Annotated in this window: 12 protein-coding genes; 9 read left to right on the top strand and 3 right to left on the bottom strand. The window is 38.9% G+C overall.

Annotated elements, in window-relative coordinates:
* Positions 1-106 precede the first annotated feature (106 nt).
* Positions 107-1,333 (top strand): RsmB/NOP family class I SAM-dependent RNA methyltransferase, encoded by a 1,227-nt coding sequence (locus IEE83_RS31550; protein ID WP_194124682.1) that lies wholly within the window; start codon positions 107-109, stop codon positions 1,331-1,333.
* A 9-nt stretch (positions 1,334-1,342) separates the two neighbouring features.
* Here the strand turns inward: IEE83_RS31550 and IEE83_RS31545 are convergent, their stop codons facing one another.
* From IEE83_RS31545 to IEE83_RS31535, 3 genes are all read right to left on the bottom strand, one after another.
* Positions 1,343-3,025, bottom strand: a complete 1,683-nt coding sequence (locus tag IEE83_RS31545; protein ID WP_194124681.1) for a hypothetical protein — start codon at positions 3,023-3,025, stop codon at positions 1,343-1,345.
* Positions 3,026-3,175: 150 nt separating this feature from the next.
* Positions 3,176-4,522, bottom strand: a complete 1,347-nt coding sequence (locus IEE83_RS31540) for a D-arabinono-1,4-lactone oxidase (protein WP_194124680.1) — start codon at positions 4,520-4,522, stop codon at positions 3,176-3,178.
* 186 nt (positions 4,523-4,708) lie between these two features.
* A complete protein-coding gene (locus tag IEE83_RS31535; protein WP_194124679.1) occupies positions 4,709-5,662 on the bottom strand; it encodes a cation diffusion facilitator family transporter in 954 nt (317 codons plus the stop codon).
* Positions 5,663-5,787: 125 nt separating this feature from the next.
* Between IEE83_RS31535 and IEE83_RS31530 the strand changes: the two genes are divergently transcribed.
* The 8 genes from IEE83_RS31530 (at position 5,788) to IEE83_RS31495 (ending at position 16,839) form a co-directional block, all read left to right on the top strand.
* Positions 5,788-6,951: an acetyltransferase domain-containing protein gene (locus IEE83_RS31530; protein WP_194124678.1), complete on the top strand. Its 1,164-nt coding sequence runs from the start codon at positions 5,788-5,790 to the stop codon at positions 6,949-6,951.
* A 169-nt stretch (positions 6,952-7,120) separates the two neighbouring features.
* Positions 7,121-8,242 (top strand): AI-2E family transporter, encoded by a 1,122-nt coding sequence (locus IEE83_RS31525; protein WP_194124677.1) that lies wholly within the window; start codon positions 7,121-7,123, stop codon positions 8,240-8,242.
* A gap of 120 nt (positions 8,243-8,362) precedes the next feature.
* A complete protein-coding gene (locus tag IEE83_RS31520; RefSeq protein ID WP_194124676.1) occupies positions 8,363-10,309 on the top strand; it encodes a TonB-dependent receptor plug domain-containing protein in 1,947 nt (648 codons plus the stop codon).
* Positions 10,310-10,597: 288 nt separating this feature from the next.
* The gene (locus tag IEE83_RS31515; RefSeq protein WP_228102155.1) at positions 10,598-11,254 is read left to right on the top strand and encodes an alpha/beta fold hydrolase; all 657 of its coding nucleotides are present in this window, start codon (positions 10,598-10,600) and stop codon (positions 11,252-11,254) included.
* A gap of 105 nt (positions 11,255-11,359) precedes the next feature.
* Positions 11,360-12,133 carry a hypothetical protein gene (locus IEE83_RS31510; protein WP_194124674.1) on the top strand — a complete coding sequence of 258 codons (774 nt, stop codon included), beginning with the start codon at positions 11,360-11,362 and terminating at the stop codon, positions 12,131-12,133.
* Between the two features lie 63 nt (positions 12,134-12,196).
* The gene (locus IEE83_RS31505; RefSeq protein WP_194124673.1) at positions 12,197-12,730 is read left to right on the top strand and encodes an RNA polymerase sigma factor; all 534 of its coding nucleotides are present in this window, start codon (positions 12,197-12,199) and stop codon (positions 12,728-12,730) included.
* Positions 12,731-12,736: 6 nt separating this feature from the next.
* Entirely contained in the window at positions 12,737-14,272 is a 1,536-nt protein-coding gene (locus tag IEE83_RS31500) for a hypothetical protein (RefSeq protein ID WP_194124672.1), read from the top strand.
* A gap of 140 nt (positions 14,273-14,412) precedes the next feature.
* On the top strand, positions 14,413-16,839 hold the full coding sequence (locus tag IEE83_RS31495; RefSeq protein WP_194124671.1) for a TonB-dependent receptor: 2,427 nt from the start codon (positions 14,413-14,415) through the stop codon (positions 16,837-16,839).
* The last annotated feature ends 35 nt before the right edge of the window (positions 16,840-16,874 follow it).

Here is a 16,874-nt window from a genome sequence, read left to right as displayed (position 1 = left end):
TTGCAAATCGGGGTTAGCACATTCAAAAACTTTCCCGAACTTTGCCTCTACATTGGTTTACTTCCAAACCATAAAACTAATTCCAGACAATTAGTCTGTTTTGACTTTGAAACTATATAGAGGATTAATAGAGGCGACGGTTCAGGCCTTGCAGCAAATTTTTTCAGACAAGCAACAGGCAGATCGTGTTGTAGAACGTTTATTAAAATCCAATCCGAAATGGGGCGCGCGCGACCGGGCTTTTTTGGCGGAAAATATTTACGAAATTGTGCGCTGGTGGCGTTTAATCAAGTATTCCGCAAGTCAGGAAAAAGTGACACAGCCGGAACATTTCTGGAAAATGGTTGGTACCTGGCAAATTATAAAACCTGCACAGCTTCATACCGAAACCGATAATATCTTACCTGAATGGACAGAATTTGAAGAAATTAACTTGGAAACGGTTTTGAGCCGTTACCAGGAAGCTTTGAAAGTCCGCAAAATTGCCCAATCCATTCCAGATTGGATCGATGAAGTTGGTGAAAGAGAATTGGGCGATAAATGGGAAAAGGAAATTACTGCGCTGAATAACCAGGCTCCTTTTGTCTTACGTGTCAATACTTTGAAATCCGATTTACAAGCCGTTATTTCTGTTTTTGGTGAAGACAAAGTAGAATTGGTTAAAGAAGTTCCGACGGCAATTGTACTTAAAAAGAGACAAAATGTTTTCGGACAGGATGCATTTAAAAGAGGGTTTTTCGAGGTTCAGGATGCAGGTTCGCAACTGATTCCCGCATTTCTTGATCTCAAACCCGGACAAACCGTTATAGACGCTTGTGCAGGTGCTGGAGGGAAAACTTTGCAAATTGCTTCTTTACTGGAAAATAAGGGGAATATCATTGCGCTTGATATTGAGCACTTTAAACTGGAAGAACTTCAAAAACGCGCAGTCCGGAATGGCGTTAAAATTTTAACGACAGGTTTGATCAAAAATGAATCAACGGTGAAGGATCTCGTTGAAAAAGCAGACAGACTTTTGCTGGATGTACCGTGTTCAGGACTTGGCGTTTTGAGAAGAAATCCTGATACAAAGTGGAAATTGCAACCTGGATTCCTGACTACAATCCGAAATACGCAGTGGCATATTTTGAGCACTTATTCCAAAATGGTGAAAAGAGGCGGTAAAATGGTTTACGCAACTTGCAGCTTATTACCCTCGGAATCAGAAGATCAGGTAACAAGATTTGTTATGGAATTTGGTGACCGTTGGAGGTTAATGGATGAACGCCGCACATCCGTAGCCGACGAAGGCTACGACGGATTTTATATGGCTTTGCTTGAAAGAATAAAGTGAGATAAGCTTTCAATTACTCTTAACAGCAAAATCCTTCGCAATCAATAAACTTTTTGGATTACCATTTTCCGTCCAGCATAATGCCGCATTGTAAATTCCTTGCGGCATTTTTTGTGGGATAATGGTCGAAAAAGAGGCAGGCGGCAACTCTTTTTTCATAAGACTTCCCAGCCAGTTATTATCATTTACACGTAAAGCTACCATGTATGGCTTGTCGTTTTTGTTATCTTCGGATAATAATAAGTAAACATTTTTCCTGGGAATACTGGCCGGCAAATGATCAATTTCAATATTTAAAACCGGATAAATATATTTTCCGTACAGCGATTTATCCTCAATAACATTGGTTTTAAAAACCACTGCTGCATCCAGATTCTGACTTTTGATTTGTTCCTCCCAAGCAAACATTTCACTTTTTGAGAAGTATTCGGGAAAGGTATAATGTTTAAAAAATGTCGGGTCATGATCCCGCGCAGCTGAATATTGGTGAATAAAAAAGGAATGATTCGGAAAATTGTAGGAATCAGCCTTTAACTCATCGTTATGATTGGCAACTGCTTTACCATATTTTGCATAAGACCATCCATTTAATGTAACTGTACCTATCAGAAAAACTAAAAAAACGCCGTATTTAAACTTCCCGTTTTTTAGATTACTTAGTAAAAACAGGTAAAATAAAATACAAATACTGGCCGAATAAACCTGAAACCGCATCGCAGCCATACTGTCAATATTGGACATTCCACGTCCCATCGCGATCATGAATCCGCAGGCCAGCAATTTCAAAAAGCAAATTTCCGCAAAATTGACTGGTAACCAGACGCCTTTCCAGCCTTCTGATGTTGTAAATTTCTTTATAAAAAACAGCAGGTAAATTACCAGAAAAACACCTCCGGCTGTAAGCGACAAAATATAAACGTGTGAATCTGAAAGCACCTTTGTGATGGAGCCTGTAAAGGAAACGAAGCCTCTAAAAATCAGCCAGATTGTTTGAGACAAGGTAAAAGATTCGGAAGAAAAGGAAAATCTAAAACCTTTAAAAAAGAAAAATAAGTAAACGGCTGAGAAAATTGTAAACATCAGACTTTCCCGGGTTCTTTTTTGCAATAACAGCCAGACAAGTCCAACCGGGATAATACTCAAACCATCCAGATTTGCCAGCGTGGCCGCAATGGCAAAAGGAAAAGCCCAATACCAGATCTTTTGTTTCGAAGGTTGTAAAAAGTAAAGACAATAAAGAGAAAATGTAATCGCCAGCGTTTGCTCAAAAGCGGTGATACTCCAAAGATGAACGACGTAAACGATGGGTGAAAATATTAGAATAGTAGCAGGCAGAAAGAAAATCAACCGGTTGCTTACTGTTTTAAATACGAGATATAAAGCATGTCCCAAAAGAATCAGGTTCAGATAACCAAAGATGATCATGATTCTGAAATTCATCTCACCATTAAAAAATGCTATCAGTACAGCTGCCAGTCTTGAAAAGAAGATACGGTGATCATTGTGCTGCACAACCAGTGCATGAAATAAATTCCTGCTATTCTCTTGAATCGAGTTTATGCTGATTAATAATGCTTCATCGTCGTCATAAGGAATATTCACGGCATTTTTAAAAATATATGCACCGAAAATGATGACTGGAATAAGAATTAAAAACAGACGAATATATGTTCGCAGCGAATTTGAAAGCATAGGAAGTAAAGTTCCTGAATAGAAATTAGTGTATGAAAAGGAAAGGTACTAAAAACTAATTATATCAAAATAAAAAAATCTGCTTGTATCATACGCCTTGGCATAAGAAACAAGCAGATCTTACTATTCGGTAAAATGCTGGCTGAGATATTAGTTTTGGTAAACGTACGTATCCAAAAACCCATTTCTGAATTTCCCCTGAGGATCGTATTCTTTTATTAAATTCTGAAAATCAGGCAGTTTTTCATAAAGCGATTGCAGTCTGGCCGGAGCCATGGTAAACATTTTCCCCCAGTGCGGGCGGGCATTAAATGGAGCCAATTCTCTTTCAATAATTGGCAAAAGTTTACTAACATTCGGCCAATCCTGTTTCCATGTAAAATGTATCGCCACGCTATCCTGTTTGTAACAAGGACTCATCCAAAGATTGTCAGCGGCGATAGTACGGATTTCGGTTGTCAGCAAATGCGGACCAACCTGATCGGCCAGTTTGTAAACTGCCATAATAGCGTCCACTGCATTTTTTCTCGGCACAAAATATTCCGATTGTAACTCTACGCCGCTGCTTGGTGTAAAACCCATTTTAAAATGCGGCATTCTTTCATACCATGGACCGGGCACACCCATTTGAACAGTACAGTTTTCTGCTGATAATTCTGGAATTGGGTGGAGATTTTTTGTGGCCAGTTTTGCACCAAAAAGTTCTGCGTCCGGTTTATAGTTTTCTCCTTTTTCAATTTTTCTTTTCACCCAAACTTCCGCAATATCCCGGCTTTGCCAGTTTGTGAAAAGACTAACACTATAACCTTTTGCCTCAATGGCTTCAAAGTTGTCTTTCAGTTCCGAAAAAGGCAGATTTTGATACACATATTGATTCATCTCAAAAGTTGGCTGAATATCCAGCGTTACTTTTGTTACTACACCTAAGGCACCAAGGTTGACAACGGCTGCCAGGAATTTCTGCCCGTCTTTTTCTTTTGTCAATTTTATGGTTTCACCCATTCCGGTAACAATTTCCATCCCGGAAACTGCGGTGGATAAATTCCCGTTTTTGTTCCCAGAACCATGCGTTGCAGTCGCACACGCACCCGCAACGGAAATATGCGGCAGCGAAGCAAGGTTGTGCAAAGCATAACCTTTTTTATCAAGAACAGGACTTAGCTGTCCATATTTCAAACCTGAATTTACAGTAACCGATTTGCCGTCAGCGGATATTTCAATCAATTCATCTGCCTGGGTAAGGGAAATAAATTCATCCTTACTATCGGCGATTTTATTGAAGCAATGACGCGTACCAAGTACTTTAAATTTATTGTGCTTTTTTACAAATTCACTGACCTGTTCCGTTGATTTGGCCTGGTATAATTTGGTGGTACTATATTCAAGATTTCCGGCCCAGTTTTTGAGCTTTTCGCCAGTCGCCCAACCTGTCAAAGGAGAAAATAAAGGAGCAGTCATTAATGCAGATGATATTTTTAGAAATGTTCTTTTCTTCATACTAATCAGATCAAAATATAATTTTATCCCAAATTAGTTTAATAATTACAAAAAAGCGATAATATATTTCGAGTCTTAAAAAGAAGCTTTTTTTACACGGTATTTACCCGTAAAAACATTTCTGAATTAGTATTTCAAATCGCAATCCTCAACCGATTGCCGACCGCCGAAAGCCGAAGTCAAACATTATAATTCCTCCTTTTCCCTATACTCCTGTGCAATTTGTTCTCCCGATTTTGCCAGATTTCTGGCTTCAATGTAAATTCTTTTCACATCCGGAAAAGCAGCTTTGATATTGCTTTCTGTCCGACTGACGGCTTCTACAAGTTCTTTCAAGCTAATATCTTTTCTAAATTGGACATCAAGTGCCAGTAAAATTTCGTTTGGAGAAAGATGCATGGTTAACGGATAATAAACCGTAGAAACATCAGAATCCTGATTGACCAGTTCATAAATTCCACGGACGATATCCGATTGAGCACTTTCACCAACCAGTAATTTTCTGCTCTCAATTACCATCACTACGGCCACAACACACAAGATGATACCAATCACGATGGAAGCAACGCCGTCAAAAAGCGGATTGTTGAAATAATGACCAAGGAAAACACCAAAAAATGCGGTAATCAAACCAGCCAGAGCCGCGGCATCTTCATAAATCACAGCAAAAAGTGAAGGATCTTTACTTGATCGCAATTCACTCCAGAAAGTACCTTTTCCCCTCAGCTCATTGAATTTTTTGACGGCTATAATCAGCGACCCGCCTTCAAAAAACATGGAAACTGCCAGCACGATATAATTCCATTTTGGATCTTTTAGCGGTTCAGGATGCTCAATATGTGTGATTCCTTCATACAAAGACATACCGCCACCCAATGCAAAAATTAAAATTCCCACGATCAACGCCCAGAAATAAAGTTCTTTCCCATGACCAAACGGATGTCCCTGATCGGCTGGTTTTTTGCTTCTGCTGATGCCTAAAAGCAGCAATAATTCATTTCCGGAATCTACCGTGCTGTGAATTCCTTCCGAAAGCATGGCAGAACTGCCGGTGACTGATGCGGCGATAAATTTGATAACTGCAATCCCGATATTGGCGCCGAGCGCGCCGTAAATAGGAAGTTTTGATTCTTGGGCCATGAATAATGATCAGGAGTGAGTAGACTTTTAACAAATTAGGGAAAAGAACTGTACCAAATCAGTTTTTGCAATCAGTAAACTTCTTATTTTTAGACTTTTGCTACTAAACACAACTCACTCCGGTTATGAAACGCGTTGATACGATTGATTTTACCAGAGGTTTGGTCATGATCATTATGGCTTTGGACCATGTGCGTGATCTGATGCATACGACGTCCCTGACACAAAGCCCTCTGGACTTTAATACCACGACTACCGGGTTATTTCTGACACGGTGGATCACGCATCTTTGCGCACCAACTTTCGTTTTTTTATCCGGAACGTCAGCTTTTATTTCCCTGAAAAACAATCAGGACATTTCTGCCGGCAGGAAGTTTCTTATAAGTCGTGGTTTGTGGCTGATTCTTTTGGAATTTACGCTTATCAATTTCGCTTTATGGGCTGATATTCAGTTTAGGATACTGGTTTTGCAGGTTATCGGAGCTATCGGCGCAGGGTTTATTATCCTGTCTTTGTTATTGAAGTTATCATCACGAACCATCGGAATTATTGGGCTGATCATTATTTTTGGTCATAACCTTCTGGACAATGTTACTTTCGAAGAAAATCCTGTTTTGAAAGTTATCTGGACATTTTTTTTCCGGCTTAATATTTTTGAGGTCACGCCAAATTTCACATTTGGCATTCTTTATCCAATTATTCCCTGTCTTGGAATTATGTTGGCTGGTTATGGTTGTGGACAAATATTTTTGCTTGAAGATGGAAAAAGAAGAAAAACCTTGTTTTTCATTGGAATCGGTTTGCTGGCATTTTTTACTGTTCTGCGATATACTAATTTTTACGGGGATCAATCACCTTGGTCGGTGCAGAAAAATGCCGTTTTTACGTTTCTGTCTTTTATGAATGTTTCCAAATATCCGCCTTCCTTGCTTTATGCATCAGTTACATTAGGTATTTCGTTTTTGTTTCTTGCTTTGGCTGATGGTGTAAAAAATGGATTTACGCGGTTTGTATCTATCTATGGCAAGGTGCCTTTGTTTTATTTTCTTTTGCATTGGTATCTGGTTCATTCATTGATGTTTGTGATGGTGTTTGCGCAGGGATTTACATGGAAAGACCTGCCTTTCGGTGCATTTAAGTTTGGACGGCCAGAAACTGGATCCGGGGTTGAACTTCCTTACATTTACCTGATCTGGGCTTTTGTCGTGCTTTCACTTTATCCTTTGTGTGTCTGGTATTCAAAGTATAAGGCTGCACATCGGGAGAAAAAGTGGTTAAGGTATCTTTAAAGGTTTCACGCAAAGGCGCGAAGGCAAAAGCGCAAAGAAGGGAAGTTCTCGTATAGCGGTAAAAGTGAGAAGTTTTTGGTGGCTTGATTTTAATAAGGATAGTGGCAACTTAGTTTATTCGAAAATTTATTGGAGTTTGCGCTGAACAAGCTTCTTTTGCATTACCATTATGAATTCAACTGTACCGCAGCCCTTTTACCACAAGCTTTCACATACGATGATTGCTTTGGCTTTGATTACGCTTACCATTTATCTTGGCCAGGATATAATTGTACCTCTGGCCATGGCTACATTACTTGCCGTTTTGCTAAGACCTATCGAAAGCTGGCTCACCCGTCACGGAATTCCTAAAGTGCTGGCGATAAGTCTGGCCGTTTTGTTTGCAATATTGATAGTAGCCGGACTAGCCGTTTTGCTTTCCATGCAGCTGGCCGATTTTTCTGATGAATGGCCGAAACTTCAAAAGAATATCAATAATTTTTATCTTGATGCCCGTCGCTGGATTCGCCGTGAATATAGTGTTAGTTATCGTCAGCAGGATCAGTATCTGAAAAAGGCCCAAACGCAAACTATGGAAAATTTCCAGGGTGGGGAAACGCTCGGAATTATTACCGGACCGCTGGGAAGCCTGGTTTTACTTCCGATCTATATGTTTTTGCTTCTTTATTACCGCACCATGCTTTTGCTGTTTATGGTTGAATTATTTACCCAAAAACATAAGGAAAAAGTAATGGAAGTTTTGGGTGAGATCAAGGCTATTATTCAAAGTTATATGGTGGGTTTGCTTTTAGAAACGACTAGTGTCGCGATTTTGAACTGTATAGGATTGCTGGTTTTAAATGTACAATATGCTATTCTTTTGGGTATTATGGCTGCGATCCTGAATCTTGTTCCATACATTGGCGGGTTGGTAGCTATTGTTTTGGCCGTCATGGTTACATTCATCAGTCATCCTGAAATTGATACAATTTTAGGCGTCGTCGGAATATTTCTGGCGGTCCAGTTTGTAGATAATAATTTTCTGGTTCCGCTGGTTATCGGTTCTAAGGTTCGAATTAATGCACTTGTATCCATCGTCGGTGTTTTAGTGGGTGGCGCTATCGCCGGTATTTCCGGAATGTTTTTGTCTATCCCGGTAATAGCGATGATGAAAGTAGTTTTTGATCGTGTAGAAGGCCTGGAAGCCTGGGGTATTCTCCTCGGAGACCAGACGCCTAAGGAAGCAAAAGGTAATTTGTTTGGTCTAAGAAAAAAAAAGGAACCCGAAAAAATTGAAACAGATTTGGAATAAGGCTTTTGATTGAGATTTTAAGACAGACATTGATCCGGACTACCAGCTATCTCCAAACCGGAGTAAGCACGGGTCCGGACAGACAATATCTTTGCAGTGCATTTATTAAAATCATTGTTTATGAAGTTGTCAAAGTTTTACATTTTAGCATTCTTACTTTTCGTTTTACATTTTGCCAAAGCACAGGAAATAGCACTGGATCCTGTGACGGTTACCTCATCGCTTATTGAAAAAAGAGCGTCTGAAAGCGGCCGTAATATTGCCGTGATCAAAGGGGATTTATTTCAAAACCTGCCTGTTCACAGTATTGATGATCTATTACGATACATTCCGGGACTGGAAATTCAGGCACGTGGTCCTATGGGTTCACAAAGTGATATCGTTTTAAGAGGCGGAACGTTTCAGCAGGTTTTGGTCATTATGGACGGTCTACGGTTAAACGATCCCAATACCGGTCATTTCAGCAGTTATATTCCTATCGCTCCTTCCGAAATTGAGCGTATCGAAGTTTTGAAAGGCGCTTCTTCCGCAATTTATGGTTCTGAGGCTGTGGGCGGGGTCATTTATATTGTTTCAAAAACTTTTGCGGCAAAACTGGCTGCAAAAAGTGATGATGAATCTGTTTCTTCCCATAATATAACAGCTGTAAATGCTTCCGCGGCTGGCGGTCAGTATGGTTTGTTTACCGGAAATGTTGGCGCATTTGTTCAGAGAAATAAGCTGGCGGTTTCAGGTGGGTTTATTTCAAATAATGCCGATGGCGTTCAGCAAAGAGGTACCAAAGGTTATTTTCACAATAATACTGCGTCACTTTCTGCAAACTATGCATTTTCTCCTGCATGGAATCTGGCCGTAAGATCATCTTTTGATCATCGTGATTTTGCTGCGCAGAATTTCTATACAGCGGTTAAATCTGATACGGCAAACGAACAGGTCAAAACACTTTGGAACCAGGTAAAATTGGGCTACAAAAAAGGCAAATCTGCTTTTTCCTTTGATGGCGGTTATAAATTCGTGGAAGACCAGTATTTGTTCAATTCCCTCTCGATTAAAAATAACAGCAAGTCTAAACTTTGGCAGGGATTGGTAACCTGGCAGCAGGTTTTCACATCGAGCACCAGTTTGGTAGCCGGTTTGAATTATCAGAACAAAAACATTGCTTCCAATGATCGTGGAAATCATTCGATTAATCAGCTTGCGCCTTTTGTTACTTTGTCACAAAGAATTGGAGAGAATTTTACAGTAAGTCCGTCAATCCGTTTCGATTGGCGTGAGAAAATTGGTACCGAGGCAGTGCCGCAGGTTAATTTGTCCTACAAAAAAGACAACTGGCAATTACGCGGAAGTGCGGGAAAAACAATACGTGATGCCGATTTTACCGAACGTTATAATAATTATCAAAAACCGATCGTAAGCAACGGAAGCAGTGTGGGCGATCCGGCATTGAAGGCGGAAAAATCATTCAGTTACGAAGCGGGCGCGGATTGGTTTTTAACAAATCTGAAACTTTCCGGAACGGTTTTCCAACGCCGACAAAGCAATCTGATCGATTATACTTCAACACCCTATGCGCAAATGCCTCGCAAGGATAATCTTTCTCCAACCGGAACCTACGCTTTGGCAAAAAATATTGCCAGTGTGAATACAACCGGTGTCGAATTGGATGCGCAGTACTCCAAGGTTATAGCGGAAAAACAGAAATTATGGTTAACCACCGGACTTACCTGGCTGAATAGTGAAAGCAGCGAAACGACTTCGTTTTACATTTCGTCACACGCCAAATTCCTCGGAAATTTTTCTGCGCTGTATCAATATTCCAACTTCTCATTGAGTGTCAACGGAATTTATAAAAACCGTGCAAAACGTGAAGCATCGGCCATTGAAGCTACTATTTCCAGAGATTATTTTGTGCTGAATGTAAAAGCTGAATATGCAGTTTTGAAAAAAACATTATCTGTTTTTGTGCAGGCTGATAATATTGGAGATACGAAATACAGCGATTTGTTGGGAGCAAAAATGCCTGGAAGATGGGTAATGGGTGGATTGAAATATATTTTTGTAAAGTAAGTTTTAAAGAAGGGTCTAACGCAAAGCAGGTAGGAAAGAAGGGCAAAGGACGCGAAGTAGAAGCTTTGCGATCTTTGCCCTTAACTTTTTTGCTTTGCGTGAAACCCTTTTTAATCTTTCCTGAACCAAGCTTCGTACATATATAAAAGTTATTCTAACCGACGCATTCCTGCCGATTTAAACAAAAATATGTTGTACCTGACTCTAATCTTAACTTTATTTTCTACATTGATTTCAACCGAAAAATCAGTTTCTCAAACAGAAATTAAAGTAAACGAATCCACAAAAATGAACGTCTATTTTCTAAGTGGTTTAGGCGCAGATAAACGTGTTTTTGACAAATTGAAACTGGATGATCGTTATGCTGTTCATTACATTGAATGGATTTCACCTAAAAGAAAAGAGCCTCTGCATGATTATGCTCAAAGACTAATCGCCCAAATGGATACTACCAAACCATTTCAATTAGTCGGACTTTCTTTTGGTGGTATCATGGCCACAGAAATTGCTGAGATTGTTCGTCCTGAGCAGGTTATACTTATTTCAAGTACGCCAACAAGTATTCCGGTTTCAAAATTTAATCGTGGCTTGATTAAATTTCTCCTGGCCAGTCCATTCGCTGCACCTATATTGAAATCTACAAATAAGTATACCTACAAATATTTTGGTGCTGATACGCCGGAGTTGAAAACACTTTTAAAACAAATCCTTCACGATACGGATAGCAAATTTCTAAAATGGGCTTTGATCCGCATGAGTCAATGGAAACACCCGGACAAAATTGAAAATCTGTATCACATCCACGGTTCTGCCGACCGTCTGATTCCTTTGAAAATTGTAAAACCTGACGTCATTATTGAAGGCGGCGGACACTTGATGGTTTACAAAGAGCACGAAGAAATTTCAAAAATTCTTAATCAGCAGCTCGCAAAAAAATTCAAATAATTAAGTTTATTTCTTCTTCAACCCAACCTCACTCCTGCCCTTTGTAGTTTATTTTATTGACACCGACAGATTCTGTCATTCACTAAAACTTAACTTCAAATGGTCATGAAACAAGGAAAATTACTAATCGGGTTGATTTTGCTGGCGCTCATGCAGCTGGTAGCTTGTGAAAGAAATGATGTTGATTCTTCAAATTCAGCAGACAGAATCGGGACTTCCGAGCTGGAAGGAATAAAAGTCGCTACAACTACAACCGTACAAAAGGGCGAGCCTGTTCTTTTTGCTTTGGAAAACGGTTTATCTCCCCTCGATTTTCAATGGAAAATTTCTCCAAAACAAGATATCCGGGTAGAAAAAATCAAGACTGTCGCTTCTATTTATTTCCCACAATCCGGTAAATACACCGTCACTGCAATCGACAGTATTTCACAGGATTCCGTTTCTTTAATAGTGGATGTTGTCATTTATGAACCGGGATACGATAATATAGAAATACGTCAACCCTTTGATGCAGACGATATTTTAAGTTTAACACCTATTACGTTTTCTGATTCCACGTTTCACCTGGAATTTTTGGCAGAAACAAAAAACACTTACAAATGCAACAACAATTACATGCTCTTTTCCCGTGATAAGGTTCAGGACACGTTTGTATACGATTTCCTAAGGGTGATCAGTCCGGCAGGCTGTGCGACTGAAAACGCTAAATCAAAACAATACATTTATACCAATGAGCCGATAGTAGACGGCAAGACCTACAATCTTGAAATCACTTTTAACGGAAAAAATTATAAAGGATCTTTTACAAGAAATGGAGGAAATTACCAGTTCACATGGCCTTATGATGATGGAGTAATTTTCACGAAGAAGACATTGTAACGTAAACCTAACAAAATTTGACGCCGGCAAACGCTCACCTTTGCCGGCGTTTGGAGCATAAGCTTGGACAACTTAAAGGAAATATTAGCTGGTTGCCGACGAAAAGAGCGTCAGAGTCAGGAGAAACTGTATCGCCAGTTTTATCCTGTCCTCTTTGCTTTATGCAGAAATTTTTTTGAGGATAAACACGAGATCGTAACCGCCATCAATAATGGAATGATGAAGGTTTTTAAAAATCTGGATCAGTACGATGCGGCGAAAGGCGAGTTTTTCAACTGGATGTATACAACGGTGAGAAATGCTGCGCTGACTTTACTTCGGGATAAAAAAACGCAGCATTTTGACTATGATGAAATTAATGAAAACATGTTTTTTGAAGCCAGAGAAAATCCATTTCAGGAACTGGAATACGATGATATTGAAGTTTATATGAGTCAGTTACCAATGGCAACCCGACGCGTTTCCAGCCTTTTTTATCTGGATGGATTTTCGGTTAAAGAAATTGCAGAAGCATTAAACATCAGTGAAGGAACTGTGAAATGGCATTTGAGCGAAAGTCGCAGCAGATTGAAAATTATATTTGAAAAGTCGATTTAAAAACTTGTGAGCAAGAAAAACCAACATATCAAAAAGTACCTTAACGGAAAATTACCTGAACCGGAAGTTCAGGCGGATGACGCGTGGGGACAAATGAGTGGTATGCTGGGACTAACTTCTCTTCCGGATTCACCACTACAAACTGTGGGAAAATTCAAGTACTTTTTAAAATATGGTCTGGGACTTTTGTCAGGCGTTACGATTGCTGCGGGCAGCTGGTTATTAATTCCTGAAAGTTCAAAAATAAAAACAGATATAAAATCTCATTTTGAGGAAAACTTTCAAGACAGTATCGTACTGAATGAAACACTGGAAGAAGTAAAACCAAACATTACTGAAAATCTTATAACAGAAAACGACAGTTTTCAGAACGATTCAACTGGTATTGAAAAAAACATTGTAATTGATTCAATATCAAATAATAAAATATATTCCAGACAAGTAACCGACAATAAAAATCAATCCGTTAGTACCAGTTTCAATAATTCTGCAATAACATTATCAAATAAAAAGACAAATTCTGAGCGTAAGGAAAAAGGACAAAAAACCTCAGTTTCGGAAATCCCGGAATCTGATCATTTTGGAAATACATTAAAGGAAAAAGTTAGTAAAGAAAATGTATCAAACAGATTTTCAGAAGTTAATAAAACAGATAGACGGATAGTAAGTTCAAAAGACAAGGATTTTGGAAACAATATTGTTCAAAAATCTTTCAATTCAGTAGACAACAAATCTTCTTATTTCAAAGAAAAAAACGATTCGGTTGAACAAATAAATGATATAAAATCAGACCGTAAAATCGCTTTCTCAGTAAAAAATCTAATTCCAAAATCGACCCGATTTCCTGTTCTGAAAAAAAACAGCATTGTAACTACATCCGTAAAATCAGAAGATAAAAAAGAGGAGAATAAAAAAGTTAATTCTCCAAAGCCACTAGAATCATTTCATATTGGGTTGGAATGGAACGCCGCCAGCTCATTCAAAGACACCAAATATCTGCTTCCCGGTCCGGATAGCACTGACAAACCATATCGATTACTAATTCCGGGCATTTGGATTAGTAAAGATATCAACGACAAACAATCTGTGACTGCCAGTTTTTTCGTTTCCCAACAGTATTTCGCAGGAAATAAAATGATTAAGCGAACACTTGATTCGACCATTAAAGATCTTTTTTATAATACAAAAATGATCAAAGCTGTTGGTATCAATCTGTCTTTACAATATAATTATCAGGTTTTCTCCAATTTGGCGTTTTCAGCAGGATTAGGTTACAGCAAGCTGAATAGAGCGCTTTTTCAGGAAAGCATGACAAATTACGCAAATGAGACTTTTCCAACTTCAAAACTTTCTTTAAAGAAACCTGATCTTGGTGATTTTGTTCAAACCAATCTTGTAACCTTTAAAACGGGTATCCTTTTCAATCCTGGTAGATTTCAATTAGGAGTAAATTTGATTATTCCAATCACAAATGTCTCATCTACTTCATTGCCAATCAGAACTTTAAACGGCCAGGTTTTTTTCCGTTTCCGTTTGAAGTAATCGAAAACTACACAATTACATTAATATCCAAATCAATTTTTAGATTATTAGAAGAACACCTTTTTTTATTTGGATTCAATATAAGCAATGGATAGCTTTGCGGCTTATTAAGACTAATTATATACAAGGTAACCTATCTAATGAAGAAATTATTATCTACAATCACTTTGGTATTAGCCATTTGGCTGATTTCAAGTAATGCGTTTTCACAAGGAACAGGAAGAATTAAAGGAATAATCCGTACTTCTGACGGCGTTGGCGCTGAGTTTGTCAATGTTGGATTGAAAGGATTATCAAAAGGCTCAACGGCAAATTCAAAAGGAGAATACGAAATAAAAAATATTGAAGCGGGACAGTATATACTGATCGCTTCTTTCATCGGACTTGAAACGAAGGAAATTGCAATTGATGTAAAATCAGGCGAAACAACCGTTGTATCCGATATCACTTTGGCTGAAAATGCAAAAACATTCAGCGAAGTGGTCATTACCGCCCAAGGAATACTGCAACGCGAATCAAGCGAATATGTTTCCAAAATGAACTTAAAAAACCTGGAAAACTCTCAGGTTTACACCACAATCACAAGAGAGCTGATGAAAGAACAGCTTGTTTTCAGCATTGATGACGCACTTAAAAATGCGCCTGGTATCAGCAAAATGTGGGAAGCAACGGGTCGTAGCGGTGATGGAGGAAGTTATTACAACTCACGTGGTTTTATATTACAGAGTAAATTGAGAAACGGTATCGCAGGAAATGTTTCGACTAAAATCGATGCGGCAAATCTTGAAAGTGTTGAAGTAATAAAAGGTCCGTCGGCAACATTATTCGGAAACGCGCTGACTTCTTACGGTGGGTTGATCAACCGTGTTACTAAAAAACCATATGCAAAATTCGGTGGCGAAGTTGCTTATTCAACCGGAAGTTTTGGCTTTAACCGTATCAGTGCTGATGTGAATACTCCGCTTGATTCTGCTAAAAAAATTCTTTTGCGTGTAAATACGGCTTACAATTATGAAGGAAGTTTCCAGGATAATGGTTTTGGAAAAATGTTCACGCTTGCCCCAAGTTTGTCTTATAAGGTAAACGATAAATTATCTTTCAACCTTGATGCTGAATTTTACGATGGACAAAATCAGGGTAATACAATCATCTTCTTTCCATTCGGAGGCAAAATTTCTGCTCTTGGTGTAAATAGTGCCGATAAACTGGATATCGATTACAAACGTTCTTATTCCCGTGGTGATCTTTCCCAGAAATCAAGAAATACAAATTTCTTTGGTCAGATGAATTACAAGATTTCTGATAACTGGACTTCATCCACCAACTTCACAGCAACAAACAGTTACTCAGACGGTGTAAATCCATATTTCTACTTGCTTAGCAAATCAGCGGTAACAGGTGTGTCAACAGACATAGGAAACGGATATCTTTCACGTAATGACCAGGCAACGGAAAACAGTAAAGACCGTGTCATGGAATTTCAGCAAAACTTTAACGGTGATTTTAAGATCGCCGGCATGAGAAACCGTTTTGTAGGTGGTCTTGATTTTTTCCACCGGGTTGCAGACCAATACTTCACAGGCGTAACGATTGACACAATTGCGGCAACGGGTGATATTCCAACATACGGACAATTTAATCTGAATACATTGAAAGCTGCATACCAGGCAGGTAAAGGTTTTGATTATCCTTACAATTTCATCAACAATACATACAGTGCCTATGTATCGGATGTGTTGAACATCACAGATCAATTGATCGTTTCGGCAGGTTTGCGTATCGATTATTTTGACAACAAAGGAAATTACAGCATCATCACAGGCAAAAGAACGGGCGGTTATAACCAAACTGCATTCTCTCCAAAATTCGGTCTGATTTATATGCCGATTAAAGATGTTGTTTCCATTTTTGCTAACTATCAAAACGGCTTTACCAATCAGGTTGGAAATAGTTTTGACGGAAAAGCATTCAAGCCTGAACATGCTAACCAGGCAGAAGGTGGTGTAAAAATTAACGCATTCAACGGAAAACTGACTACAACTTTAAGCTATTACGATATCCAGGTTTCAAATCTGATCCGTGCTGATATTACTCACCCAAATTTCTCAATTCAGGACGGAACGCAGAGAAGTAAAGGTTTTGAAGCGGAAGTTATCGCGCATCCTTTACGCGGTTTAAACGTAGTTGCAGGTTTTGCTTACAACGATTCGAAATATGAAAAAGCGGATGAAGATGTGGTTGGACTTCGTCCTGCAACTGCGATGTCTCCATATCTTGGAAATTTGTGGATCAGCTACCGTATTCCGGAAGGAATGGTTCGTGGTCTTGGATTCGGATTTGGCGGAAACTATGCAAGCGATAACAAAGTAGTGAATACAAGAAGCCAGGGTGTTTTCATCCTGCCGGAATATACAATTTTGAACGGAACTGTTTTCTACGAACAATCGAAATTCAGATTCGGAGTGAAAGCGGATAACATTACGGATAAAAAATACTGGATCGGATATTCCTCTATCAATCCGCAAAAATTGAGAAGTTTTACTGCCAGCGTTTCTTTCCGGTTTTAAGTAAAACCAGAAAGATTTTCTGAGTAAAATCAATA

Origin of the sequence: Dyadobacter subterraneus, assembly GCF_015221875.1 — a bacterium.
Lineage (GTDB): Bacteria > Bacteroidota > Bacteroidia > Cytophagales > Spirosomataceae > Dyadobacter > Dyadobacter subterraneus.
This window is presented reverse-complemented; position numbering and strand designations above follow the sequence as displayed.